The sequence below is a fragment of the Nonomuraea glycinis genome, from assembly GCF_035920485.1.
Taxonomy (GTDB): domain Bacteria; phylum Actinomycetota; class Actinomycetes; order Streptosporangiales; family Streptosporangiaceae; genus Nonomuraea; species Nonomuraea glycinis.
Window position 1 is genome coordinate 5,968,874 of sequence record NZ_CP109166.1, and the last position, 25,949, is coordinate 5,994,822.

Here is a 25,949-nt window from a genome sequence, read left to right on the forward strand (position 1 = left end):
GTGCGGCGCCAGGCGGAAGCGCGGGTGGGCGCGAACGCTCGGGCCGAGGGGGGTGGGTCAGGGGGACGCGTGCGCCGACCGCGTCGATGGAGTGTGCTGTGACACGGCGTGCCACCGCCGTCGGCTGAGCTGACGTCAACGTGTCACGCGGATCGGCGGCCGTCAAGACACGTGACCGGCCTCAATTTCCATGATCACCGGAAGGGAGATACGGCGATCCGGGTAGGGGCTTTTGCTTGACGATCGAAACAACTCCGTTCTAACATGCCGAAATATCGGCCTAATAGGCCGAAAATCATGCGAAATGCTCGTTTGTGGTCGGGTAAGGAGCCTGCGACAGTTCAGCAGGTCTCCCTGACTGACCGGTGGAAAAGGATCGCCCCAGCTCTCGGGGGCGCCAGTCGTTGTTCCGCCGCCCGGTTCCCTTCGGTCCGGTCGCCGGATCGTCCCGTCGCGCCGAGGCGGGTACGGTCCGCGAGTGCCACCCGGGCAGCACGCCTGGGCGGCGGAGCACTTCCGCGTCCGGCCAAGGCCGAACAACCTCGCACAGGCGGGCGGCGAACTGGGGAACCCTTGACCCACATCACGGGGCACTCTCAGCGACTTCGACGTGTTCGTCCGCCATGCCGCTTGTATGCGGTTCCCATGCCAGAGCCTCCTAAATTGATCCGTATCCCAGCGTTCGGCCCCTCTGAAAAGAGGGAGTCGTCATGAGAAAGAGGGTCAATCGATGGTTCGAACCGTTCGGTCGTTCGCCGACCGACTGCTGGAGAGTCTGGTCCCCAGCACGAAGGCGCAGGCGATGGCATGCGTCGAAAGCTGGCAGCAGATCTCCTGCCCTCCGGTGGGGGGCGCCCCGTACAACCAGATCGGTTTGCGGCGGATCAAGGTCTGCGACGGTGTGACGCAGGTGCTGGAGACGCTGCCGTGCGGCACGCCGATCTGTGGTGGGAACACCTCACAGTACGGGCCGTGGGTCCCCTACCACCCGTGCCCGCCTTCCCCCTGCCCGCCGTTCCTGTGCTGAGTTGAGCTGAGCCGTCCGGTGATCGGGCCGCCCCGGTCGGACCGGTATGTGAGTGCCCTCCGCCATCAGGGAGGGACGGGGCGCCGCGACTGGCGAAGAGTCGCGGCGCCCCCTCCAGATTAGGGGTTTTCATGGAGTACGTCCTGGTCTGCTGCCGGCTGCTGGTCGGTGTGGTCTTCGTGGTCTCGGCGGCGGGCAAGCTGCGCAGCCGGGGGGCCTACGCCTCCTTCCGCGCCGCCGCCGGTGAACTGGCGCCGCGGGTGCCCCTGGTGCCGGGGGCTCTCGTGCCGCCCGCGGTCGTCGCGGGCGAGCTGACCGCGGCCGTGCTGCTCGCCGTTCCGGCCACGGTCGGCGCCGGGTTCGTGATCGCGGCGGTGCTGCTGGCCGCCTTCACGGGCGCGATCGCGGCGGCCGTACGATCCCGCCGGCGCGTGATCTGCAACTGCTTCGGCCCTTCGTCCACGCCGGTGGGGCGGGGCCGGCTCGTCCACAACGGGGCGCTGCTCGTCGCCTCGCTGACGGGGGCGGTGCTCTCTTTCGGCACCGCGTCCGCATCCCTCGCGCTGGAGCCGGCCGGTGTCGCGGCGGCGGCGGTCACCGGCCTGGCGGGGGCCGCTCTGGTGCTGCTCGCCGACGACATGACCGAGCTGTTCCGGCCACTCGTCTGACCGTCGCGGACAACGACGCACGGGCAACCGTGGAACTACAGAGGATGATCATGTCGAATATCGTTGTGGTGCTCGTCGGCGCAGTCGTGGTGCTGTGCGTGCTCAATCTCGTACTCACCGTGGGAGTGGCCCGGCTGCTGCGTGCGCAGGGGGAGTTGCTGTCCCGGCAGGCCGCCGCGCCCCCGGCCGGCCATCCGCTGCCCGGTGGTTCTTTCGTGGTCATGCGCGAAGCGGGGGAGCGGCTGGGCGCCTTCCGTACCGCCGCCACGGACGGTACGCCTCTCGACGAGGGGTTCTTCGCCGACGCGTCGACCCTCGTCGCCGCGTTCTCCGTCGGATGCCCCGCCTGCGACGAGAGGCTGCCCGAGTTCATCAGGTTCGCCCCGGCCTTCGCCGGCCGTGAGCGCGTGCTCGCCCTCGTGGTCGGCACCGACGGCGCCGCCGAGAAGGCCGCGCTCCTGGAGCCGGTGGCCACCGTGGTGGTGGAGAAGATGCACGGCGGGCCGGTGTGCGGGTCGCTGGGGGTCAAGGCCTATCCGGCGCTGGCGATCGTCGACCCCGGCGGCGTCGTCCGCGCCTCCGGCACCCTGATCCAGGACGCGGCGGCCGCTCTGGAAACGGTCTGACCCATGCGGAAGATCATTCTCGCGTTACGGCTGAGCTGGCAGGCCAGCCCGCTGTTCACCGCGGTCTTCGGCACGCTCACGCTGGCCACCTCGCCGGCACCGGTCGTGACGGCCTGGCTGACCAAACTGGTGCTGGACGACATCACCGCCGGAGCCCTTCCCGCCACGGTGGCGGAGAAAGGCATCGCGCTCGCCGTCACGATCCTGGTGACCGGTCTGATTCCGCACGTCACCCAGTACGCCTCCCGTGAGATCGAACGCCGCGTCGGACTCCGGGCCCAGGAACGCCTGTTCATCACGGCCGAGAGCTTCGTGGGCATGGCCCGTTTCGAGGACCCGGTCTTCCTCAACCGGATGCAGATGGCATTGCTGCACGGCGCCACCACCCCTGGGGCGATGGTCACCGCCGTCCTGTCGATCGTCCGCGCGGTCGTCACCGGACTGGGCTTCCTGGGGTCGCTATTGGTCATCTCCCCCTGGCTGCCCGCGCTGATCCTCGCCTCTGTCCTGCCGATGCTGGCCGTGGAGCTGTCGCTGGCCCGCCGCCGGGCCGGTCTGTCATGGCGGCTGAGCCCGATCGAACGCCGGGAGATGTTCTTTCGCGACCTGTTGACCAACGCGCAGGCCGCCAAGGAGATTCGCCTGTTCGGCATCGGCACCTACCTGCGCGAGCTCATGACGGCCCAGCGGCGCCTGGCCGACAGGGAGAACCGCCGGATGGACCGCCGCGAGGTCGGCGTCCAGGCGCTGATCGGTCTGGGGAGCGCCGTGGTGTCGGGTGGGGCGCTGCTGTGGGCGGTGCTGGCCGCCGCCGGCGGCCGGATCAGCGTCGGTGACATCTCGCTGCTGGTCGCCTCGGTGGCCGGCGTGCAGAGCGCGAGTGTGTCACTGGTGCACACCATCGCCCAGTGCCACCGTCAACTGTTGCTGTTCGATCACTACGTGCAGGTGATCGCCGCCGGACCCGACCTGCCCATCGCCCCCTCGCCCCGGGCGATCGCGCCGCTGGCCCGCGGGATCGTCTTCCGCGATGTCTGGTTCCGTTACTCTCCCGACCATCCCTGGGCGCTGCGCGGCCTCGACCTGACCATCCCGCGGGGCCGGACAGTGGGTCTGATCGGCCGGAACGGCGCGGGCAAGAGCACCTTGATCAAACTCCTGTGCCGGATGTACGACCCCGAGCGCGGCTCGATTCTGTGGGACGGCGTCGACCTGCGCGAACTGGACCCCGCCGAACTGCGTGCCCGCATCGGCGTGGTGTTCCAGGACTACATGGAGTACGACCTGACCGCGGCCGAGAACATCGGCCTGGGCGATCTGGAGCGCCTGCACGACCGCGAGCGCGTCACCGCCGCGGCCGCCGACGCCGGAGCGCACGCGTTCGTCAGCCGCCTGCCCCGCTCCTACGACACCCTGCTGTCACGACTGTTCTTCCAGGGGGAGGAGACCGCCGAGGACACCTCCGGCGCCATCGGCGTGACCCTGTCGGGCGGCCAGTGGCAGCGGCTGGCCCTGGCCCGCGCGCACCTGCGTGCCGGGTGCGATCTGATGATCCTGGACGAACCCAGCTCCGGCCTGGACGCCGAGGCCGAGTACGAGATCCACCGCACGCTGCGGCAGCGCCGGACGGGCCGTACCAACGTGCTGATCTCCCACCGGCTCAACACCGTGCGCGAGGCCGACCTGCTGGTCGTGCTCGACGAGGGGACCGTCGTCGAGTCCGGCACCCACGAGGAACTGGTGGCCCGCGGCGGCACCTACGCCGACCTGTTCTCCCTGCAGGCCGAGGGCTACCTGGAGGTCCTTCCCGGGCAGGCGGGCCGGTGACCGCTCCGCTCGCCCTCATCCTCATGCCGCTCGCGGCCGGTGCCGCGACGGTGCTCTGGGCTCGCCGGAACCTCCTGGTGGCGACCATCTCGGGCACCAGCATGCATCCCACCCACCGGCCCGGCGACAAGCTGCTGGTACGGCGTCTGCCCGCCGGCCGGATCCGCGCGGGAGACATCGTCGTGGCCGACATCGTGGCCGTCCCGGCGTACGGGGCGGCGCCCTCGTCCGGCCCCGCCCCCAGCAGGGTCGTCAGCAGGGTCGTCAAAAGGGTCGCCGCCGTCCCGGGGGATCCCGTCCCCGCCTCGGTGCCCCGCAGGGCGGGCGAAACCTCGGTCCCCGAGGGGTGCCTCGTCCTGCTCGGCGACAATCCGGGGCAGAGCCTGGACTCCCGCCGGTTCGGGTACGTGCCCGCGACGGACGTGGTCGGCAAGGTGGTCGGCGCTCTCACCGGCGGATAGCCGGAGAGAGCGCCCTGCCGATGCTCACCGGAACTGCCACCCGGCCCCGGCGGGAGACCCAGCCGGGGCCGGACCCCGGTCCTCGTCCTGAAGGCGGGAGGAGGGGCCGCGGATGGCGTCGTCGTCCCGGCGGAGCACGGAGAGGTGAAGTTCACGCAGTTCGGCGGAGGGGTCCAGGCCGAGGTGGTCGCTGAGTGTCGCCGTGGCGGAGTTCCAGGCCGAGATCGCGCCTGCCGCGTTGCCGCCGAGATAGTGCGCGCGCATCAGGTGAGCCCACGAGGTCTCCCGGAAAGGCGCCGCGGCCAGGACGTCATGGATCTCGGGCACGAGGTCGAGCGTGCGGCCCAGGCCCAGGCGGGCTTCCACCAGGCGCTCTCGTACCGTCAGCTGCAATTCGTCGAGGGCGGCGAAGCGGGCCCTCATCTGCTCGGAGGCGGCGCAGTCCTGCCCCGCGGGCCCCTGCCACAGGCCGAGCGCCTCCTTGAACGTCGCCTCGGCCGCGTCGGTGCGGCGGGCGCGCAACTCGGCGAAGCCCTGGGCGGCGAGCCGCTTGAACCTGATCGAGTCGACCTCGTCCGGCTCGATGAGCAGGCGATACCCTCCGCCACCGCCCCGTAGGGTGACCAAGCGCTCCTGCAGGGAGAGAGCCGTCAACTGGCGCCGTAAGCGGGCCATGTACAGACGGAGGTTCTTTCGGGCCGAGTCGGGAGATTCATCCCACAAAGACCTCATCAGCCGCTCTACGGGAACCGATCGCCCCTCCTCCAGGAGAAGGGCGGCGAACACTCCCCTGACCGGCGCCGACTTGACGCTCATGGATGTTCTCGCGTTCTCGATCCGTACGCTTCCGAGCAGGCGGAACAGCATTCCTATGACCCCTTTGGTAATCGGTGGAACGGTTCTTCCGCCCGGGGCCGGAAAACGGGGGGCGGCCGTCCACGCTGACGGTGGGCCCGGGGCGGACCGCCGGTCCGCGGACGGCATGCCGTGCGGAGCGGACAGATGGCGGTTCGCCCATCAGCATGGGGAGGCCGCTGGCGAGCGGTCATGAGTGATGACTACTCAACTTCCGGCCGGCACTGGCACTGTCTCAGGAGTTCCCTCTGCATTTCGCTTTGTTTCGGCTATCCGAAATCGAGGCCGATTGTCCGGATATATATTCTCCCGCCCCTGGATCGGGAGACAGGTTCAGGAAACAAATTCGATATCCTGATATTTCTGACATATGGTCTGAACGACGCTTGTGACAGAGACCGCACACCAACGAATTCATCCCAGACGCCGAAGTCGCGGGACTGGCGGAGGTACTACGGGATGGGCCAGAAGAGCGTGCTGGGGCGTTGGCCGTTCGTAGGGCGCGCGTCGCAACTGGAGAGGTTCGACGCGTCCCTGGAAGACCCCCGGGGCAGAGGTTTCATCGTCTTCGGACCCGCGGGAGCCGGAAAGTCCCGCCTGATCGAGGAGTGCCTGGAGCGGGCGGAGGCAGCCGGCCGGCGCATCGGCCGTGCGGTGGCCACCGCGGCCGCCGCCTCGATCCCCCTGGGAGCCGTCGCTCATCTGCTGCCCACGGAGGCGGACCTGTCCGATCCGGTCACGGGGTTCGCATCGGTGGCGCGACTGCTGTCCGGGTCCGGAACGAACCCGGCTCCGATGGTGATCGGAGTGGACGACCTGCACCTGCTCGACGCGACCTCGGCGGTGCTGCTGCGGCAGCTGATGGACGCCGGGGTGATCTTCCTCCTCGGCTCGGTGCGCTCAGGGGAGCCGTCCGGCCCGGCGGTGGCGGCGTTGTCGTACGGGGACCCGGTGCAGCAGGTGGACCTCGTCGATCTCGAGCGTTCGCAGGTCGAGACGCTGCTGGAACGGGTCCTCGGAAGGCACGTGGGCAGTAACACGGTCAGCCGGCTGTTCACCGCCAGCGGCGGCAATCCGCTCTACCTGCGCGAGCTGGTGATCGGAGCGATGACCGGCGGGATCCTGACCTGCGACGGCGAGGTGTGGGAGATGGCCCCGGGCCGGCTGCCGGGGACGCGGCGCCTGACCGATCTCATCCGCTCCCGGCTCTCCGTCGCGTCGCCCGAGGGCCGTGACGTGCTGGAAGCCCTGGCGCTGTGCGAGCCGCTGTCCGTGGCCCAGCTCACCACCGGCGCCGAGCCCCGGACCCTGGACGAACTCGAACAGGCAGGGCTGATCGTCATGCACCGGGAACGGCGGCGCACCGCCGTCCGGCTGGCGCACCCCCTCTACGGCGAGGTGCTGCGCGCCGACATCACCACGCTCCGGCGCCAGGAAACGTTGCTGCGCCACCTCTCCCTGCTGGAGAGAGGCGGGGCCCGGCGGCGTGAGGACGCGATGCGCCTGGCCACCTACCGGCTGGCGGCCACCGGAACGGCGGACCCGGCGCTGCTCATGCGGGCCGCGGCCCTGGCCATCCATACGCGCGCCTACGCCGGCGCGCTCTCCCTCCTGCGCGCCGTACCCGAAGAATGGCACGGCGTTCCCTACCGGTTGCTCCTGGGCAAGACGCTGTACGAGGCGGGCGAGTTCACGCAGGCCGAGACCGTACTGTCGCAGGCGGGCGGGCCGGCCGGCGACGAGCAGGAGACGCTGCTCGTGACGGCCCTGCGCGTGCAGAACCTCATCTGGGGACTCGGCGCCTCGCGACGGACGGTCCGCGAGGTCATCGAAGCCGCCCGGCACCGGGTCACGAGCCCTTCCGGCCACCAAGCGCTCACCGCCACCGAGGCCGCCGGCTGCTTCGCCCTGGGGGAGTTCCCGCGCGGCCTCGACCTGTGCTCGCGCCTGCCCCTGGAATCCGGGCCGGGACCGGACGTGATGACGTGGCTGATCGCCGCCACGACCAAGTCGGCGACGCTGGCGTTCCTGGGCCGAGGCGAGGAGGCGGTGACCTGGGCCCGGCGCGCCACCTCCGTCAGCGCGGCCGTCGACGCCGAGCTGTACTCCATGACCACCCACGAGGCGGCGCACCAGTCCGTCCTCACGCTGGCTCTGGCGGAGAGCGGTCACCTGGCCGAGAGCCGGGCCGTGGGCGAGCAGGCCTACCGGACGCTCGCTCACGGCCTGCCGAGCCCCGAGCAGAGACTCCTCGCCTTCCAACTGGGACGTGCCGCGTGGCTGGCGGGCCATCCCGGGCAGGCCCGCCGCTGGTACGCCGAGCTCGCCCGAGCGGCACGCCCCTACACCGCGATCGTCCTGCCGCTGGCGCTCTCCGGGCTGGCCGCGTCGGCCGCTCTGCAGGGCGATCTGGACGCGGCCGACGCCGCCCTGGCCGAGTACGACCGGCTGACGTGCGCGGTGCACATGCCCGAGGAGCGGTTGGGCGTGGCCTGGGTGCACGCCGTCCGAGGCGAGCTCTCCCACGCCCGGGTCGTCCTCACCGCGGCGGCGGACGAGGCGCGGACACGCGGGCAGGTCGCGTTCGAGTCCGTCCTGCTGACCGACCTCGTCCGGCTCGGCGGAGCGGGCGAGGCCGCCGGGCGGCTGGCGGAGATCGCCGAGGCGATCGGCGGCCGGTTCCACCGGGCGCGGGCCGGCCTGGCCGCCGCTTGGGCCGCCGGATGCCCCTACCGGCTGCTCACCGCCGCCGGGGAGATGGAGGCCATCGGCGCCGACCTCCTGGCCGCCGAGGCGGCCAGTGTCGCCGCCGGAATCCTGGGGCAGGCCGGTGACTCCCGCCGCGCCCGGGCCGCCGCGCTCCGCGCACAGTTGCTCGCGGCCCGCTGCGAGGGGGCCAGGACTCCCGCTCTCGCCACAGGTGGCAGCGGCGCCCGGCTCACCCGGAGGCAGCAGGAGATCGCGCTGCTCGCCGTACAGGGGATGTCCAGCAAGGACATCGCCGAGCAATTAGGCATCTCGGCCCGTACCGTCGACAACCATCTGCGGCACGTCTACGTGGAGTTCGGCATCACCAACCGCGGTGAGCTGGCCACTCGCCTCAACGGTGAGGCTCTGTCCGGGCCGCGCTCCCGCGGGACGTGAGTGCGGGCCGATCGGTCCCGCTCTGGCCGGGGTCCAGGACGAGCGCTTGGCGGCGTTGACGGACGGCGAGGTAGCGCAGTCCGTCGGGCCCGGCGGTGAACTGACGCCGGGCACGGCGCGGCAGCCACAGTAGTGCGCCGGGTTCGAGGTCGATGCCGCCGAGTTCGGTGGTGAGCCGTCCGCTGCCGGCCAGGACGTGGATGAGGACGTCGAGGTTGGGGCCGGTGTGGGCCTCGATCGTCCCGCCGGGCGTCAGGGCGACGATGTCGGAGTCCAGGTCGCGCTCCCTGACCTGGAGTTTCCATGCGGCGCCGGTCACGTCCGCCTCGGCGGTGAACCGGTCGGTGTCGACCAGGATCCGGGGGAGCGGCGTAGTGGCCAGCTTGGTGATCCGGATCCGCCAGTCCCGGACTTCGGTGTTCAGATATTCCCACCGGTAGCTGCCGGCATGGTCGGCCTCGAACTCCTCCCGCAGGTGCTTGGGATCGTGGTCGTTGACCAGTACGAACGAGCCGTCAACGGGCAGGGCCTGGTAGGTGGCGAAGATCGTCGGGTGCTTGTCCGGCTTGCGCAGCGGCCGGACGTCCAGCTCCTGATCGGTGGGGGCAGGTGAGTGCACGATTCCTCCTCCGAGAGAGTTTCTACAACTCGATGTTGTGTAAACTCTAGGGCATGACGATGGCACGACCGGCCGGGGGTGGCCTGGAGCCGGCAGGGCGACGCGGCGAGGTGCTGCGGCTGATCCGTGGCGCGCCGGGGCCGGTGTCGATCGCCGAGATCGCCGACCGGCTGGGGGTGCATCTGAACACGGTCAGGTTCCATCTGGACACGCTGATCGAGAACGGCCAGGTCGAGCGCGCCGAGACCGTCCGCCGCACCCCGGGACGCCCTCCGCAACTCTTCCGTGCGGTTCGCGTGATGGATCCGAGCGGACCACGCCATTACCGGCTGCTCGCCGAGGTCCTGGCCGACACCCTCGACGCCGACCCGGACCCACGCGGCCGCGCCATCGCGGCCGGCCGGGCCTGGGGCAGCCGCCACGGCGCCTCGTCAGAGCACGGCGCCTCGTCAGAGCACGGCGCCTCGTCAGAGCACGGCGGCTCATCGGATCACGGCGGCTCATCGGGTCACGGTGACGGTCAGGTCGGCGGGGAGCCTGTCGGCCGGCTGGTGTCGCTGCTCGACACCCTCGGGTTCGCCCCCGAACTCGACGACGACCGACCCCACGCCCACCCGGAGGGTGGCCCGTCACAGATCAGGCTGAGGAACTGCCCGTTCCTCGAACTCGCCTCGAGCAAGCCCCAGATCGCCTGCTCGATCCACCTCGGCCTGATGCGGGGCGCGCTGGACGCCTGGGGCTCCCCGGTCACGGTCGACCGGCTCGACCCCTTCGCGGAACCCGATCTGTGCGTGGCGCACCTGACCCGGGAAGGACCCCGATGACCGGCCGCCGGTGGACCTCCTGACCGAGGCCGCCAGCGCCGGGACCTCGCCGCCGGCCCTCGGGGCCGTTACTTTTCGATCCAGCCGAGGTCAACCGCCCACCCGTGCGTCATGGCCTCGGCCGCGGGCAGCGTGAGGAACGAGACGGCGTACAGAATCACGAGGAGCCCGATCGGAACGGCCCAAGCGCGTGGACGGGTTACCGACGGACCGGCCCAGTCCTGTCCGTCGTCGGCAGGGCGATACCGGCGGAGCCGCGTCGTCGGGAATCGACGGTCGGCGGGCCTCAGCGCCCACGAAGCGAGGGCGCACGTCCCGAACATCAGCGGCGGCCCCCACGTCCGAAGACCGTCGCCGACCATCAGATGCGACACCACGGCACTCGACCACAGGAAAAAGGCACCCGCGTAGGCCCATTCCTTGATCAGCGGGAGCCCGGGCGCGATGATCGCGACGGCCGCACCGGCCTGCCACACGCCCAGAACATAGGCGAAGAAGTGCGGGTATCCCAGGTGGCGCAACTGGGCTTCCACCCATTCGATCGGCACCAGGTTCCACACCGATCCAGCGGCCAACTCGGCGACGATGACCAACGTGGTGGCCCAGAAGGCGATGGGGCGGATCCGGCTCCAGTTCCAGCCGCTTCGTGTGACGGTGGCCGGTTTCTCGTCCGTCGTGTGCTGGACCGTTCTGGCTGTTTGATTTCTCATCTCAGCCTCCTCGTCAAATCGATCTGGCATGTTCATGAGCTTCGTCTTGCGTTGTGAGCGACTTCGAAGTGGCTGCGGCGACGATCCGCATGTCTTGCGCGCTGAATGGCGTCTCGCTGGTCCGACCACGCAGCACTGCGGAATGTGAGGCGACGCGCCGGCCTCACAGTTCACCGCGCTGTCTTGTCGGATCAGTGAGAGCGGACCGAAACCCAAGGAGTCAGCGCACGATGGCAAGGACACCATGACCACTCCATCCGAGCCGGGCCCGGCCGCGATCACGAGCGAGTGGCGTCAGCTGATCAATCTCGCGTACCGGCTCCTCGGTTCCCTGGCCGACGCCGAGGATGTCGTCCAAGAGGCGTACACCCGCTGGTGCGCCATGTCCCGGCAGCAGCAGGACGCCATCGCATCCCCCGGCGCCTGGCTGACCACGGTCGTCGGCCGGCTCTGTCTCAATGTGCTCTCCTCGGCACGGGCCCGGCGCGAGACGTATGTGGGCGAATGGATCCCCGAGCCGCTGCCCGAACCCAGGGAGTGGATCACCGGGCGGCCGGATGGCACCACCGCCGACCCGGCCGATCGGATCACCCTGGACGAGTCGGTCAACATGGCCTTCCTCGTCGTGCTGGAGTCGATGACCCCGGCCGAGCGCGTCGCGTTCGTCCTGCACGATGTCTTCCGGTACTCCTTCGCCGAAGTGGCCGAGATCGTCGGCCGTACCCCGGCGGCGTGCCGCCAACTGGCCTCCTCGGCCCGCCGGCGCATCCGTGCCGCGCAGGCGCCCGTGACTCCGGCGGCCCGGCAGGCCCGGATCGTCAGGGACTTCAAGCAGGCGTGGGAAGAGATGGACATCGACGCCCTCATGGCCCTGCTCGACCCCGACGCCACGGTGATCGCCGACGGCGGCGGCGTGGTCGGCGCCGTGCTCCGCCCGGTCGAAGGCGTTGAGCAGATCGCGCGTTCACTGCTCAATCTCGATGGCAGGCTCCGCGACCTGACGCTCCTGGAGCGTACGGTCAACGGCCGGCCCGGCCTGATCGCCCAGCTGGACGGCGTCACCGTGTCGGTGTACGCGTTCGGCCTCGCAGGCGACCGGATCAAGCACATCTGGGCCGTACGCAACCCCGACAAGCTCCGGCCGTGGACCGCAGGACCGCGGCACCGGTAACAGCGAGTCGCGCCCGGGCGATAAAAGATGATCTTGACGGGCGCGGTCTCACACTGATCACAGGATGGATGGACGGACGATGACGAAAGCGCCGGAATTGCCGCTGCAGATGCGGCGGAACGGGTTCGACCCGGTCAAGGAGCTGGCCCAGGCTCGCGAGGGTGAGGGTGTGGTGCGCATGGAGACGCCGTTCGGCGTGCCCGCGTACCTGGTCTGCCGGCACGAGGATGTTCGCCAGGTGCTGTCGGATCCGGCCCGGTTCAGCAGTGCCCTCACGCCTTTCCCGGGATCCGGGCAGGAGGACGCCGACGAACTGGCCAGGTTGCGGGCCGGGCAGATGATCGGGTTCGACCCGCCGGAGCACACGCGGTTGCGCCGGATGCTCACCCCGGAGTTCACGGTGCGCCGGATGCGCGGGCTCGAGCCGCGGATCAGCGAGATCGTCGAGGCGGCGCTGGACGATCTGGAGCGGGCGGGCAGGCCGGCCGATCTGGTGGCGCACTTCGCGCTGCCGGTGCCGTCGCTGGTGATCTGCGAGCTGCTGGGCGTGCCCTACGCCGACCGCGCCGAGTACCAGGACCGTTCCGCTCGGCTGCTGGACACCTCGTTGCCGATGGAGCAGCGCGGCGCGACGCTGCGGGAGGACCGCGCCTACATGGCCGGCCTGGTCGCCCGCGCGCAGGCGGACCCGGGCGAGGACATGCTCGGCATGCTGGTGCGCGAGCACGGCGACGACCTCAGCACCGACGAGCTCATCGGCATCGCGCGACTGCTGCTGCTCGCCGGGCACGAGACGACCTCCAACATGCTCGGCCTGGGCGCCCTGGCCCTGCTACGGCATCCGGACCAGCTCGCCATGATCCGCGAGGATCCGGCGCGGATCGAGCCCGCCGTCGAGGAGCTGATGCGCTGGCTGTCCATCGTGCAGGTACTGCCGCCGCGCACGACCACGATGGACGTGGAGATCGCCGGGCACACCATCCCAGCGGGCTCGCTCGTGATGCTCTCGCTGCCGGCCGCCAACCGTGACGGGGCCTTCATCGACGATCCCGATACCTTCGACATCACCCGGGAAGCCGCCGGCCACGTCGCCTTCGGCCACGGTGTGCACCATTGTCTCGGGGCGCCGCTGGCCCGGATGGAGATGCGCATCGCCTTCCCGGCCCTGCTGCGCCGCTTCCCAAGCCTGGCCTTGGCCGAACCTGACAAGCAGGCCGACTTCCGGATCTTCAGCGCCGTGTACGGTCTGCGCACGCTGCCGGTGACCTGGTAAGCGGACCGCCGCCCGCCCACCCGCTCTACGACCTGTCTGGAAAACATGACATCCGGTGTCGGGTCTTGAGGCGAGCATGGGTTCACTGATCAGCGGCGTGTGAAAGGTGGACGAAGGTTGACTGCATTCGTACGGGACATCGCGAGCATGGTGCGCGAGACCATCGACGTGGTGGGGGCTCGTACCAACAATCTGCGGGATGTGTCGGTGAGCATCCCCAAGGGACTGCTCGTCGCCTTCACCGGGGTGAGCGGCAGCGGCAAGACCTCGCTGGCGATCGACACGCTGCACAACGAGGCCCAACTGCGGTATCTGGAGGGTCTTTCGCCGTTCGTCCGGCAGTACATCACCCAGCGCAACCGGCCGAAGGTCGACCGCATCCTCGGACTCGGCGCGACGCTCGCGGTCGACCAGCGCCGGCTGAACCGCAACCCGCGCTCCACGGTCGCGACGATCACCGGCATCGACGGGCACCTGGGGCTGCTGTACTCGCGCCTTCCAGGGATCGACGCGGACCCGGCGGCGGGCGGCGGAGACGGACATCTGACCACCGCTCACTTCGACCGCACCACGCCGGAAGGGAGCTGTGCGGACTGCCACGGGGTGGGTGGGAGCTGGCAGGCGCAGGAGGACCTGGTGATCACCCATCCGGACCTTCCGCTCTTCCAAGGGGCTTCGCCCTGGTACGCGAAGTGGCGATCGGGGGAGCACGCGTTCGTACCGGCGCTCGCCGAGAAGCGGGGCGTGGACCTCGACCGGCCGTGGCGGTCGTTGCCCGAGGAGTTCCGTCACTGCGTGCTGTACGGCACGGGCGACGAAAAGATCGAGGCGACCATCAACATGACGAACAAGAACGAGACGGCTCTGGTGACCTACACCTCCAGCGAGCCGCTGCGGGGAGCGCTCGCCGAGGTGGAGCGGGTGTTCGTGAACGCCCAGACGTCCAGCGCCAAGCAGCGCTACCTGCCGTACATGCGCAAGCGGCCCTGCGGCACCTGCGGCGGCAGCGGGTACGACCAGGTGGCCCGGTCCGTGCGGCTCGGCGGGTTGACCTACCCCGACCTGATCGAGGTGGAAGTACGGGAGGTGCGCAACTGGGCGAAACGGGTGGCGGACGACCTGAGCTCCCGGCAGCGAGAGGTGGGCGAGCCACTGCTGCAGGACCTGGGCCGCAGGCTCGGCATCCTGGACCGGCTCGGCCTGGCCCATCTCCAGCTGTCCCGGAGCGCGGCGACGCTGTCCGGCGGCGAGTTGCAGCGGACCCGGCTCGCCGCCCAGCTCAGCACCGAGCTGAGCGGCATCATCTTCGTGCTGGACGAGCCCGGGACCGGGCTGCATCCCGCGGACAAGGCGCACCTGCTCGACATCGCCCTGGAACTGCGCGCGGCCGGTAACACGGTGCTTCTCGTCGAGCACGATCCCGAGCTGATCGCCCGGGCCGACTGGGTGATCGACATGGGGCCCGGCGCCGGTCGCCTCGGCGGTGAGGTCCTCGTGTCGGGCCCTCCCGCCGACGCGGCCGCCCACCCGACGTCGCTGACCGGGCGCTACCTCGCCGGCCAGGGGCCGCGGCTACGCCGGACCCGCCGCCCGGTCGGGGCCGGCACCGGCTGGGTGCAGCTGCACGACCTGCGTGCGCACAACGTGACCGCGGACCAGGTGCGGTTTCCTGCCGGTCGGCTCACCTGCCTGACCGGGGTGAGCGGCAGCGGCAAGAGCAGCCTGCTCGGTGCGCTGGCGGCGAGCGTGGCGGCCGCCTTGGACGCGACGGCGACCGACCTGGTGCGGGAGGTGACCGGCATCGAGGGGTTCAGCTGGGTCGCCGTCGTCGATCAGGAACCGCTCGGGCGGACCCCGCGCTCCAACCCGGCCACCTACAGCAAGGCGTTCGACATCGTTCGCAGGCTGTTCGCCGAAACCGACGTGGCACGTGGGCGCGGGGTCGACGCCTCCTGGTTCAGCTTCAACACCGCGAACGGCGGCCGCTGCGAGACCTGTACGGGATACGGCCGCAAGCTGGTCGACATGCACTTTCTGCCGGATGTGTGGGTGGTCTGCGACGCGTGCGAGGGGCGGCGCTACCAGCCGGAAGCCTTGGACATCAGGTATCAAGGGCTGGCCATCGATCAGGTCCTGGAGCTGACCGTCGCCGAGGCCGTGGAGCGGTTCTCCGCGCCCCGGCAGCTCGCGGAGATCCTGGGCGCCCTGGACCAGGTCGGGCTCGGCTATCTCCAACTCGGCCAGAGCGCAACGGAGTTGTCCGGGGGTGAGGCCCAGCGGCTCAAACTGGCGTCGGCGATCCAGCGAGGCGCCGCGAGCCGCAGGGCCGGCCTGGTCGTTCTCGACGAACCCGTCTCGGGCCTGCACCCGTCCGACATTCAGCGGGTGGTCGATGCGTTCGACGTGTTGCTCGACTCGGGCAACACCGTCGTCGTGGCCGAGCATGACATCCCCGTCGCCGCGTCCGCGGACTGGGTGATCGACCTGGGGCCCGGCGCCGGTCCGGACGGGGGTGCGGTGGTCGCGGCGGGCACCCCGGACACCGTCGCGACCGCGGACACCCCGACCGCGGCTTTCCTTCGGCGGTACGCGGCCGGCCTGCCGCTCCTGGGCACGCGGGAAGACACGCGCCGACAGCGAGCCGGGAGTGCCGGACCTGCTTGAGCGAGAGGACCGTACTATACGGTATGGTACGGTCCTAGCGCGTGGTCATCGATCCACTGTCTGAGGAGAGCCGTGTCAGCATTGCCCGATCCGATCTGGCCGGTCGTCGTCCTGGCGATCATCCAGGCCGGCGACGCCGTCATGTGCATCAAGCCCGTCCCGTTCATCGCCCAGTGCTTCAAAGACGTGAGATTTCCGCGACGTCACTGGTGGATCATGCCGCCGCTGAAGTTCGCCGCCGCGGCCGGTCTGATTCTGGGCATCTGGCTGCCGTACCTCGGTGCCGTGACCTGTGCCGCACTCGTCCTCTACTTCGTGGTCGCCATCGCGATGCACATCGCGGCTCGGGACTTCGGCCGCAACCTCTTCCTCAACGCCACCGTCATGCTGCTGATCTGCGTCGCAGTCGGCGTCTCCAGCTTCATGGCATGAAGCTCGCCTGTGCCTCGGCGAGCGCGGACTCCTCCATACCCGATGGTACGTTTACCGGATGAGCACGGCACGAGACCGGTGGCTGAACGAAGGCTTGCACGTACTCGCGGAAGAAGGCGCGGCAGGGATTCGCATCGACCGGATCGCCGCTCGGCTCAACCTGTCGAAAGGGTCGTTCCACCATCACTTCGACGGTGCCGAGGGATACAAAAAAGCGCTTCTCGACCAGGTCGAGCGCCTGTCGATCGACACGCTCGAAAACGCGATCGCCGACGTCGGCGAATCGGCTGGTGCCCGGGTGATCCTCGCCCGGCTGACGACACTCGTCCGCCCTGGCAGCACAGGGCTTTATCGTCCAGAGCTCGATATCGCGGTGCGGGCGTGGGCGACCTGGGATGCGGAGGTGCGTGCCGTGCAGACCCGCCTGGACGAGGCCAGACTGTCCGCACTCCAGCGGGTGTGGCGATCAGCCGTCGCCACCGACGAGGAGGCGCGGACGGCGGCCCTGCTGCCCTACCTGCTCGCGGTCGGAGCGACTGTCGTCTTTCCTCCCGTCGACGCCGACCAGCTTCGCGACCTCTATGAAACTCTCCTGCCACTCGTGCCGGACAGCGGCACGACGTCACCATCGTGACCTGGCCATAGGCGATTCACCGAAGCCGCCTCATGATCGATCAGCCGGCGTCCAGGCAGAGCGGAAGCGCCTGGATGATCAGCTTGCTCGTCGCCTCGACGTAGGAGTCGTCGACGGTCCGGCCGGTGTTGAGCACACGCCACTGCGTGAGCCCGACCAGGAGGTCGAGGGCCAGGTCAAGGCTCAGGTCGGCGGGCAACTGGCCACGCTCCACCGCGCTCCGCAGAAACCGCTCGCACGCGAGCCTGCGCGGCTGCCGGATCGCGGTGTCGAAGGCAGTGGAAAGTCCGGGATTGCGAGCGGCCTCGGCGGTCAGATCGAGCACGATGCGCATGACCACGGGATCCGACAGCGTATCCGCCACCGCTCGGACGTAGGCTCGTACGTCGCTGCTCAGGTCACCGGCCCCGCCCGCCGGGACCTGCCGGGACGCGATGACCTCGATGAGGTCGACCACCATCGCCTCTTTCGAGGGCCACCGCCGGTAGAGCGCGGCCTTTCCCGTACCGGCCCGCCGGGCCACCGCGCCCATCGACATGCCGGCGTAACCCGTCTCCGCCAGCTCGGCGACCGCCGCCGCGACGATGGTGTCGGTGACCGTCTGGCGCAGCACGGCGGCGCCACGGCCACGCGAGTTGATCTCAGCCATATCGGCGATAGTACCCTGAGACGGAACGGTTGCGTCCCGGCTCGATGGACGCCTATCCTTCAAACGGAACGGATACGTTCCGTCCTGAATGGGGGGAAGGCATGACCGACGTAGAGGTGCTCATCGTCGGAGGCGGACCGACCGGGCTGACGCTGGCTTGCGAGCTGGCCCGGCGCGGCGTCACCTTCCGAGTGATCGACAAATCTCCCGAATTCCACCGCCAGTCTCGGGGTAAGGGCATACAGCCGCGCAGCCTGGAGGTGTTCGACGACCTCGGCGTGGTCCAGGACTTCCTGGACGCGGGGACGTCCGAGATGCCGGCGCGGATCTACATGGACCGCCGGTTCATCGCGGAGCTGCACCTCCTGGCCGGGGTCCACGCGCGGCCGGATGTGCCGTACCCGACGCTCGTCCTGCTGCCGCAGTGGCGCACCGAGGAAATACTCCGCGCCCGCCTGACCGAGTTGGGCGGTCAGGTGGAGCGCGGCCTGCACCTGACCGACCTCAAGCAGTCCGACAGCGAGGTCGTCGCGCGACTCGCCACGGGTGAGGAGATCCACGCCTCCTACCTCGTCGGCTGCGACGGCGGCAGCAGCGCCGTGCGCGAGGCCGCCGGGATCGCCTTCCCCGGTCTGGTGTCGGAGACCGAGCACTACCTGCTCGGCGACGTGGAGGTGGACGGCTTGCCCCGCGACGGCTCCTATGTCTGGTACGCGGCCGATGAGTCCTCCGTGGGCCTCGCACTGCTGCCCGGTACGCGGTCGTGGCAGTTCGGCCTCACCGTACGCCCCGGCGAGGAGGGCGCCGGGGAGGAGCCCTCGCTCGAGCTCTTCCAGCGCCTGTTCGAGCAGCGCACCGGCCGGACGGACGTGCGCCTGCACAACGCCACCTGGCGGTCGCGCTTCAGCTACAAGGTACGGCTCGCCGACCACTACCGAGCCGGCCGCGTCTTCATCGCCGGAGACGCCGCCCACGTCCACCCGATCGCGGGCGGCCTCGGCATGAACACCGGCATCCAGGACGCCTACAACCTGGGCTGGAAGCTGGCCCTCGCGGTACGCGGCCAAGCCTCCGACAGCCTGCTCGACACCTACGAGCGGGAGCGCCGCCCGGTGGCCGAATCCGTGCTCAAGGCCAGCGGCGCCAGTATGACCGCGCTGTTCTCCGCCAAGCCTCTGATGACCTTCCTCCGGGACCGGATCATCCTGCCGCTGATGCGCAGCCCCGCGGTGACCAAGGCGATCGTCAGCAGGACCTCCCAGCTCAACGTGAAGTACCGCGACTCCGAGCTGTCGGTCGGCGACAAGGGCAAGGTCCGTCCCGGCGATCGGGCACCCGACGCGCCGTGCCGGCACCCGGTGACCGGCGAGCCGTCGCGGCTGTTCGACCTCTTCCGAGGCCCCCACTTCACGCTGCTCCAGTTCGGCGCGACGGTGCCAGGTCTGGCCGAGCGCCTGGACGCACTCTGCGGCGACGGCATCCGCGTCTACCAGTTGGAGCCAGGCCCGCCGAGCAAGCACTACGGCGCCGGCAGAGGCACCCTCGTCCTCGTCCGCCCCGACGGCTATGTGGCCGTACGAACCCGGTCAGGCGACGCGGTGGCCGACTACTTGAGGACGATCTCCACCACCTGAATCGGCACGAGCCGCCGCTGCTGCGGTTGGGCCGCGAGCACCGCCGGTGTCGGGCTCGCGCTGTCCGCTTTGCCACTGGACCAGCGGCATGAAGAGGTCGTTGACGATCGAGTGGATACGTGAGGGTTCCAGGGCTTCAAGCCCATGAGGAGATCGTGGCGAGCCGGTCGCCGGACAACGAGCCGGTGTCAGGGATGGCGACCGGATGGCTGTTGCGGTAGTGCTCGATGGCGGCGACCCGATCTGATCTTTGCCGTTGCACGTCCTGGGTGACGCCAATCCTTGCCGTTGCCGCTCTCGGCACGCTGAGCCTCGCCGCCGGCGCGTAGGAGGCGGTTCCTCACCGCCGGAGTCGACCCCGTGTCGGGTGTCCCGGCCGGATCGGACTTCGCGCTCGGGTTCCTCATCGCCGGCGTCGTCACCGGATTGTCGCTGCTCGTCATCCTCGGTGCCGGCCGGAGGACACTCCGGGCATGAGCCTGTGATGAAGCAGCCCTTACCCACGAGGAGATCGGTTGCCGATGGGTGAGTTGGCCGGAGCCTTCGGCGTACTGCCGCTGATGTGCTCCTCATCGTCAGTTCCGATCATCTGAACCATTACTTCGCCGAGGTTCCGACCTTCGGGATCGGTGTTGCGGAGGAGACGGTCGGGCCGTGTGATCGCCCCGACGGTCTCTTGCCGCCGGTGCCGTCGGCGCGACGGTGCTTCGATATCGGACGGACGATCAGGGAGTCGATCGACTCGGCGGACGACGGGCTGGGTGAGTACGTACGCGATGAACAAGGTCTGCTGGCTCGTCCACCATGACGACCGGTTCCGACACCTGCTCATGGTCGAGTCCGGGCGACCCCTGATCGCCGGCGTGGACCCCATGGTGTCCACGGGCCACTACCTCGCGGCGACGTCGGCAATTTATCAACAATCCCATCAAGGCGTGATTTATTTAGAAGTAATTAGAAATGTCTGGATTCAGATGTACAGTATCGCGATCCATCGCTTAGCCTGCTGTCCGCGGGAGGAAGAGTCCAGGGTCCTTCCGCCGCGGAGATGACGTGGGCATGCGCATTCCGGAACCCACGTCACCATGCTGCCGAACTCGGTTCCCTGATCGACGATCAGGTCGACGCAGCCTCCATGCCGAGTACCAGGCGCGACTGCTCGCGGGGGCGTGGCAGTCGGCAGAGTGTGTAGGGGAAATCAGCGCGATGAAAGATATGAATGTGCGGGAATCGGGGCGTGCCTCAGTCCCATCGATAAAACACCTGGCTGTCACCGCAGATGTCGATCAGTTGCGAGAACTACTGGGGCAGCAATATCCATCTTACTACCTTCGGATTGTCAAACCGCATCCGCGCGGTGCGCGACACCAGCTTCTTCACAGAGGAAAGATCGCTTTATACACCGCGTCATATGGGGCAGAAATTCATACCGGAACGTCGGAGTCGTTCAACTTCTACGTGATCATGCCGTTGCGAGGGGTCGGCGAGGTGACGCTCAACGGGCGGGACGACGTCAACGCACCGATCTCCCTCATAGGTCCCCAGCAGAAGATAGACATGCGGTGGAGTCTCGATCATGAAGTGATGCTGATGCAGATTCCGTCGGAACTCCTGCAGGAAGCGCTTGAGACGTACCTGGGTGATCCTCCCAAGGAGAGACTGCGGTTCGAACCGGGGGTGGTTGCCACCGGCGCGCTCGGTTACGCGCTGAGAATGCTGGCGTCAGTCGGTATGGGCGGGACGCTGCCCTTCGCGGCCTCGAAGCTGGCCGAGCATCACTTGGAGCAGTTCTTGCTGCACACCTTGCTCTCCTCCCAGCCCCACAATTACTCCCACGAACTCGGCGAGCCCTCCGCCGCGTGGACTCCTGCCGCTCTTCGGCGTGCGACCCGCTATTGCGAGGATCACGCCGGCGAACCGATCAGTCTCGGCGACATCGCCGCCGCGGCCAGGGTCAGCGTCCGCACCCTGCAACTGGGCTTCCGCGAGCACCTGCAGACCACCCCGATGGCCTATCTCCGTTCCGTACGGCTCGCTCACGCCCACGCCGATCTGGTCCGTATCGCCGAGACGGGTAGTCAGGCCACCGTCACGGATGTGGCCCTCCGGTGGGGATTTACCCATCTCGGCCGTTTCGCGGCCCGGTACCGGCAGACCTACGGCCGGCCGCCGTCCAGCACCCGCCAAGGAGACCGGTAAGCGTGGCAGCCGCTCCACCTGAGCGGTGCGCCTGCCGATGATGACATCCGCCGATCTATGACGCCCGCATGGGCTTCCAACGGCGGATCTTCCCACGCACTAGAGCCGGTCGGGTGCGGCGAGTCCGAGGAGGTCGAGGCCGATCCTGAGCGTGTCACCCGTGAGTCGGCAGAGCATGAGGCGGTTGTCCCTGATCTCGGGGCTTTGCGCCTTCAGCACAGGGCAGGTCTCGAAGAAGGACGTGAAGGCCTGGGAGAGTTCGAAGAGATAGCCGCAGAGCCGATGCGGCTCGTACGCGTGAGCGACCTCGTTCAGCATCAGATCGAAGTCATCGAGCTTGAGCGTCAGCGCGCGTTCCGCGGGTTCGAGTCCGACCTCCAGGTGCACGCGTGCCCGCGCCGAGAGGTCGGGTCCCGCCTTCCGCAGGATCGAACGGGTCCTGGCGTGCGCGTACTGAAGGTAGACACCGGTGTTCCCGGTCAACGAGACCATGCGGTCCACGTCGAAGACGTAGTCCTTCGCCCTGCTGGTGGCCAGGTCCGCGTATTTGACCGCGCCGATGCCGACGACCGCAGCACTGCTCTCCAGCCCGCCGGCCGCGAGGTCGCGGCTCTTCTCCTTCACCACGAGCCGCGACCGGTCAACGGCCTCGTCCAGCAGTGAGATGAGCCGGACGGTTTCCCCCGAACGCGTTTTGAAGGGCTTGCCATCCTTGCCGAGAACGGTGCCGAAGGCGAGGTGGACCGCGTCGACCTCGTCGTTCAGCCAGCCGATGCGTTTGGCGGTTTCGAAGACCATACGGAAGTGCAATGCCTGGCGGGCATCGACAATGTAGAGGATCCGATGCGCGGCGAGGGCGCTGACGCGGTAGCGGATGGCGGCCAAGTCTGTGGCGGCGTATCCGAACCCGCCGTCTCGCTTGCGGATGATGAGCGGCAGCGGCTCGCCGTTCTGGCCCACGATGTCGTCGAAGAAGACGCAGAGGGCACCGTCACTGATCACGGCGACGCCCGACTTCTCCAGCTCGTTCGCGACCTCGGCGAGGAAAGAGTTGTAGAAGCTCTCCCCGACCGCGTCCTCATCGGTGAGCAGCACGCCGAGCTTGTCGTACACCTCGTTGAAGTACAGTTTGGACTCGGCGACGATCTCTTCCCAGGACCGAAGCGTCTCGGCGTCTCCGGCCTGGAGCGCGACGACCCGGTTGCGGGCCCGTTCGGCGAATTCCTCGTCGGAGTCGAACATGCCCCGGGAGTCCTTGTAGAGCTGGTTGAGACGTGACAGGGAGCCCGCGGCCGAACTTTTCTCCTGCCGCCATTCCCCGCCGAACTCAGTGAGATATTGGATGAGCATGCCGAACTGGGTTCCCCAGTCGCCCAGATGGTTCTGCCGGACCACGTCCTCACCCAGGAAGCCCAGGATCCGCGCGATCGAGTCACCGATGATGGTCGACCTCAGATGGCCGACATGCATCTCTTTGGCGATGTTGGGCTGCGAGTAGTCGATGACGGTCGTGCCGTCGAGCGAGCGGGGGATCCCCAGGCGATCGTCGGCGAGCCGGGCTTCGACCTGTCCCAGCAGCGCGGAGTCGGTCAGCCTCAGATTGAGGAAGCCCGGCCCCGACACCTCGCAGGAGGCGATGAGACCGGCTCCTTCAAGGGACGCGACGACCTTCTCCGCGACTTCACGTGGCTGGGAACGCAGCTTCTTGGCGACCGCGAGCAGCCCGTTGGCCTGCAGGTCCGCCCGGTCGGAGCGGCGCACCTGCGGATCGGCCCTCGCGTGTTCGGCGGGAAGAGCCCGGCCCATCGCGGAGAGTAACCGTGATGTGATCTGGGTGGTGAGCGGAACAACCGGGGCCATGTCTTCCTTTCAACGAATTTCCGGACTGTGCGGGCCTGCGGAATGCCCGCGCAAGCCCTCGTCACTATTCCACGACGAACAATCGTGGAAGGTGAAGTGCCAGGGCGAATATCCGGCGCGAGTTCGACACGACGCGACGCTCACGACAATGTCACGGGCTCCGGGGTCGTGCTCCTGAACAGCGATCGCCGCGACAATGTGAAGGGCTAGAAGCGCCGTCGCCATGTCCTTACGAGTAATCGCGGCACGAAGGGCCTGAGCGGCGGCGAGCCGGGCGTCATCCATGCGACCGTCGCAGAGCGTTTTCGCCTCTTCCAGGGGCACGATCGCCTGCGCCTGCACCGCGTCGCTCTCGAGAAGCGCGTCGGCGACGGCCGCCAGGCCGATCAAGATGTCCGCCCTGCGCCGCTCACCCTCCTTGCTGCTGACATCTGTAAGGCTCAAAGCCTCAGACGTTCCCGTACGAAATCCCCACTCAAGTGCGGCGAGTATCTCGGTGAGCTCGAGCTGCAGGACCGAGGCGTCAGCGTGTTCCCCTACCGACTTCGCGAGGTCCGAGAAGTAGGCGAGATGCCGATCCCTTGTCACCCTGTGTTCGGCGGCGCCCAGTTCCGCGCGGCAGAAGTCACGGATCGGGATGAGGATCCGATACCGATAGTCATGACCGCGGACGGGTTGGACCAGTGAGTTGTCGACCAAATTGGCCAGAGAAAGGGCTACCTGCCCGCTCATGACAGGGCCGTGGGCGCTGAGCTGTTCGGCCGCCTCGAGGGTGAAGCTTCCTGAGAACGCGGACAACTGCCGCAGGACCAGCATGTCCGTTTCGCTGAGGAGATCGAGACTCCAGCGGATGGTCGTACCGAGGGCCTGTTGATGGGGCAGTCCGGGCGCCAAGCGTTCGCCCAATGCGCCGGGGTGTCCGAGACGCGTACGCAATGCCGCGATCGGTATCGACCGCAGCCTGGCCGCGGCCAATTCGATGGCGAGGGGCAGTCCGTCGAGCTTGCGGCACACCTCGACCACATCGCCGAGATCGTCCGAGAGGTCCAGCAGCGGGCAGAGTTCACCTGCACGGGTGAGAAAGAGGTCCACCGCTCCGTATCCGCACAGCTCTGATTCGGGTGTTCCCGCAGAGGGCAGCGAAAGCGGGGAGACCTCCCACACCGTTTCGCCGGGGAGCCCGAGAGATCGACGCGACGTGATGATGAACCGAACCCCGTCGCATGATCGGAGCACCTCGTCGGTCCAGAACGCGATGACACTCGCCACATGCTCCGCGTTGTCGAGCACGATCAGCAGGTGTTCGCCTTGCAGCGCGGTGATGAGATCCGCTGCGCGAACATCAGGATCGTCCAACAGCCCGAGCCTCAACCGAATGGCGTCCGTCACGGCATCGAGTCGCGCGGTGCGGTCGTCCCCCGTGGCGTGCCTCGACGACAGAGCGCCGAGTTCGATGACCGCGACACCGTCGCGATGCGCCTCCTGAGCCCTGGCGGCCACCTCGAGGGCCAATCTCGTTTTTCCAACCCCACCTGGGCCGGTGAGCGTCACGAGCCGACGCTTTCGCACGAGTTCGGTGACCTCCCTCAGATCGTCCGCACGCCCGATCAGGGGGCCGTCCGCGCCTCTTCGCCCTCGCCAGCGCGGCCCAGGGGATGCCACGACCGGACGCTGCGTGAGAGCCTCCATGTTCACGCGACGAAGCTCTTCACCAGGATCGGCGCCGAGTTCCTCGCCGAGCCTGCGCCGGATCTGATCGAAGACCATCAGCGCTTCGGCTTGCCTGCCCGCGTGGTTGTACACGCGCATCAAAGCGGCGTGGAGCGGTTCACTCAAGGGGTAGTGGCGAGCCAGGCCCTCGAGGCCTCTGATCAACTCGGCGCGATCATGGCGGCCGGGTGCTCGGGCCGCGACGACCATTGCCGTGATCAGTTCCTGCTCGACGGCCGCGAGATTCGCATCCGTCCTCGGAAAGGCGCTCAGGTCCTCCAGCGGAAGCCCATGAAACATGGTGAGCGCCTCCGCGGGCACTGTTTCTGATCCTTCATGCTTCGCCGTGGACAACAGGAAACGGAACCGAAGCAGGTCGAGGCTGTCCTCGTCCAGGATCAGCGAATAGCCGCCGTGCACCCTCTTGAGCATGCTGTCGGCAGCGGTTCCCGAGACCCGCTCCGGCTGCAGCAGGCCACGGAGTCTCTTGACGTACGTCTGAATCGTGTTGACCGCCGTCGGTGGCGGGGACTCCCCCCAGAGAAGAGAGGAGATCTCACTCGTGCTGACCCGCCCGCACGGGTTCAGTAACAGCGCCCCCAACACCACCCGCTGCTTGGGCGACCCCAGGGCGAGTTCGCACTCCTCGCGCCACGCTCTTAGCGGACCCAGAACCTGAAAACGTACCCCCATGCGACGGACCCCGTCTCAGGCGGCGGCATTCGGCGGCGCGGTGAAGACGCCAAGGGCATCAATCGTTACCAGGGTGAGAATGGTGGCGTGCATGCTGCTCCCTGCAGTTGGAAACCGACGAGTCGGCGCTGAGACGCTTTTCGGCATACAGAGGCCACCCGGAAGGTGTCCGGACCCTGTTCGCTCGATCGCGCCGGCGCGATTAGGCATGGAGCGTAGGAGGCGGACACGACCAGCGGCTATCCACATGGCGTCGCACGATATTCGTG

22 protein-coding genes are annotated in these 25,949 nt (G+C 68.5%); 15 read left to right on the plus strand and 7 right to left on the minus strand.

All coding sequences use genetic code 11. The features are described from left to right. The first annotated feature begins 730 nt into the window (after positions 1–730). The 5 genes from OHA68_RS27950 (at position 731) to OHA68_RS27970 (ending at position 4,609) form a co-directional block, all read left to right on the plus strand. The gene (locus OHA68_RS27950) at positions 731–1,027 is read left to right on the plus strand and encodes a hypothetical protein (RefSeq protein WP_189139811.1); all 297 of its coding nucleotides are present in this window, start codon (positions 731–733) and stop codon (positions 1,025–1,027) included. A 131-nt stretch (positions 1,028–1,158) separates the two neighbouring features. Next, positions 1,159–1,695 carry a MauE/DoxX family redox-associated membrane protein gene (locus OHA68_RS27955; protein WP_327102920.1) on the plus strand — a complete coding sequence of 179 codons (537 nt, stop codon included), beginning with the start codon at positions 1,159–1,161 and terminating at the stop codon, positions 1,693–1,695. A gap of 50 nt (positions 1,696–1,745) precedes the next feature. Next, on the plus strand, positions 1,746–2,321 hold the full coding sequence (locus tag OHA68_RS27960) for a TlpA family protein disulfide reductase (protein WP_327102921.1): 576 nt from the start codon (positions 1,746–1,748) through the stop codon (positions 2,319–2,321). Positions 2,322–2,324: 3 nt separating this feature from the next. Further along, the gene (locus OHA68_RS27965; RefSeq protein WP_327102922.1) at positions 2,325–4,148 is read left to right on the plus strand and encodes an ABC transporter ATP-binding protein; all 1,824 of its coding nucleotides are present in this window, start codon (positions 2,325–2,327) and stop codon (positions 4,146–4,148) included. Then, positions 4,145–4,609, plus strand: a complete 465-nt coding sequence (locus tag OHA68_RS27970) for a S26 family signal peptidase (protein ID WP_327102923.1) — start codon at positions 4,145–4,147, stop codon at positions 4,607–4,609. The genes OHA68_RS27965 and OHA68_RS27970 overlap by 4 nt, the downstream gene beginning before the upstream one ends. A gap of 24 nt (positions 4,610–4,633) precedes the next feature. Here the strand turns inward: OHA68_RS27970 and OHA68_RS27975 are convergent, their stop codons facing one another. After that, a complete protein-coding gene (locus OHA68_RS27975) occupies positions 4,634–5,593 on the minus strand; it encodes an AfsR/SARP family transcriptional regulator (protein ID WP_327102924.1) in 960 nt (319 codons plus the stop codon). A 330-nt stretch (positions 5,594–5,923) separates the two neighbouring features. Between OHA68_RS27975 and OHA68_RS27980 the strand changes: the two genes are divergently transcribed. After that, positions 5,924–8,608 (plus strand): LuxR C-terminal-related transcriptional regulator, encoded by a 2,685-nt coding sequence (locus OHA68_RS27980; RefSeq protein ID WP_327102925.1) that lies wholly within the window; start codon positions 5,924–5,926, stop codon positions 8,606–8,608. Here OHA68_RS27980 and OHA68_RS27985 read toward each other — a convergent pair. Then, positions 8,565–9,227 carry a DUF2249 domain-containing protein gene (locus OHA68_RS27985; protein WP_327102926.1) on the minus strand — a complete coding sequence of 221 codons (663 nt, stop codon included), beginning with the start codon at positions 9,225–9,227 and terminating at the stop codon, positions 8,565–8,567. The two genes, OHA68_RS27980 and OHA68_RS27985, sit on opposite strands and share 44 nt — an antisense overlap. 53 nt (positions 9,228–9,280) lie before the next feature. Between OHA68_RS27985 and OHA68_RS27990 the strand changes: the two genes are divergently transcribed. Beyond that, a complete protein-coding gene (locus OHA68_RS27990) occupies positions 9,281–10,051 on the plus strand; it encodes a helix-turn-helix transcriptional regulator (protein WP_327102927.1) in 771 nt (256 codons plus the stop codon). Between the two features lie 68 nt (positions 10,052–10,119). Here OHA68_RS27990 and OHA68_RS27995 read toward each other — a convergent pair whose 3' ends face one another. After that, positions 10,120–10,761: a DoxX family protein gene (locus tag OHA68_RS27995; RefSeq protein ID WP_327102928.1), complete on the minus strand. Its 642-nt coding sequence runs from the start codon at positions 10,759–10,761 to the stop codon at positions 10,120–10,122. 244 nt (positions 10,762–11,005) lie between these two features. Between OHA68_RS27995 and sigJ the strand changes: the two genes are divergently transcribed. From sigJ to OHA68_RS28020, 5 genes are all read left to right on the plus strand, one after another. Further along, positions 11,006–11,932, plus strand: a complete 927-nt coding sequence (gene sigJ, locus OHA68_RS28000; protein WP_327102929.1) for an RNA polymerase sigma factor SigJ — start codon at positions 11,006–11,008, stop codon at positions 11,930–11,932. A gap of 79 nt (positions 11,933–12,011) precedes the next feature. Beyond that, positions 12,012–13,205 carry a cytochrome P450 gene (locus tag OHA68_RS28005; RefSeq protein WP_327102930.1) on the plus strand — a complete coding sequence of 398 codons (1,194 nt, stop codon included), beginning with the start codon at positions 12,012–12,014 and terminating at the stop codon, positions 13,203–13,205. A gap of 117 nt (positions 13,206–13,322) precedes the next feature. Beyond that, entirely contained in the window at positions 13,323–15,869 is a 2,547-nt protein-coding gene (locus OHA68_RS28010; protein WP_327102931.1) for an excinuclease ABC subunit UvrA, read from the plus strand. A gap of 72 nt (positions 15,870–15,941) precedes the next feature. Then, entirely contained in the window at positions 15,942–16,301 is a 360-nt protein-coding gene (locus OHA68_RS28015; RefSeq protein WP_327102932.1) for a DoxX family protein, read from the plus strand. Between the two features lie 58 nt (positions 16,302–16,359). Next, entirely contained in the window at positions 16,360–16,935 is a 576-nt protein-coding gene (locus OHA68_RS28020; RefSeq protein WP_327102933.1) for a TetR/AcrR family transcriptional regulator, read from the plus strand. A 40-nt stretch (positions 16,936–16,975) separates the two neighbouring features. On the opposite strand, the gene OHA68_RS28025 is transcribed toward OHA68_RS28020, so the two are convergent. Then, positions 16,976–17,584: a TetR/AcrR family transcriptional regulator gene (locus OHA68_RS28025; RefSeq protein WP_225277025.1), complete on the minus strand. Its 609-nt coding sequence runs from the start codon at positions 17,582–17,584 to the stop codon at positions 16,976–16,978. Between the two features lie 101 nt (positions 17,585–17,685). On the opposite strand from OHA68_RS28025, the gene OHA68_RS28030 reads away from it, so the two are divergent. Then, positions 17,686–19,218 (plus strand): FAD-dependent monooxygenase, encoded by a 1,533-nt coding sequence (locus tag OHA68_RS28030; RefSeq protein ID WP_327102934.1) that lies wholly within the window; start codon positions 17,686–17,688, stop codon positions 19,216–19,218. 136 nt (positions 19,219–19,354) lie between these two features. On the opposite strand, the gene OHA68_RS28035 is transcribed toward OHA68_RS28030, so the two are convergent. Beyond that, positions 19,355–19,480: a hypothetical protein gene (locus OHA68_RS28035; protein WP_327102935.1), complete on the minus strand. Its 126-nt coding sequence runs from the start codon at positions 19,478–19,480 to the stop codon at positions 19,355–19,357. A gap of 300 nt (positions 19,481–19,780) precedes the next feature. Between OHA68_RS28035 and OHA68_RS28040 the strand changes: the two genes are divergently transcribed. Both OHA68_RS28040 and OHA68_RS28045 read left to right on the plus strand, forming a co-directional pair. Continuing rightward, a complete protein-coding gene (locus OHA68_RS28040) occupies positions 19,781–20,026 on the plus strand; it encodes a hypothetical protein (RefSeq protein ID WP_327102936.1) in 246 nt (81 codons plus the stop codon). 398 nt (positions 20,027–20,424) lie between these two features. Then, positions 20,425–21,417: an AraC family transcriptional regulator gene (locus OHA68_RS28045; protein ID WP_327102937.1), complete on the plus strand. Its 993-nt coding sequence runs from the start codon at positions 20,425–20,427 to the stop codon at positions 21,415–21,417. A 99-nt stretch (positions 21,418–21,516) separates the two neighbouring features. On the opposite strand, the gene argS is transcribed toward OHA68_RS28045, so the two are convergent. Both argS and OHA68_RS28055 read right to left on the minus strand, forming a co-directional pair. After that, on the minus strand, positions 21,517–23,277 hold the full coding sequence (gene argS / locus OHA68_RS28050) for an arginine--tRNA ligase (RefSeq protein WP_327102938.1): 1,761 nt from the start codon (positions 23,275–23,277) through the stop codon (positions 21,517–21,519). 9 nt (positions 23,278–23,286) lie between these two features. Then, entirely contained in the window at positions 23,287–25,680 is a 2,394-nt protein-coding gene (locus OHA68_RS28055; RefSeq protein WP_327102939.1) for an AfsR/SARP family transcriptional regulator, read from the minus strand. Positions 25,681–25,949 lie beyond the last annotated feature (269 nt).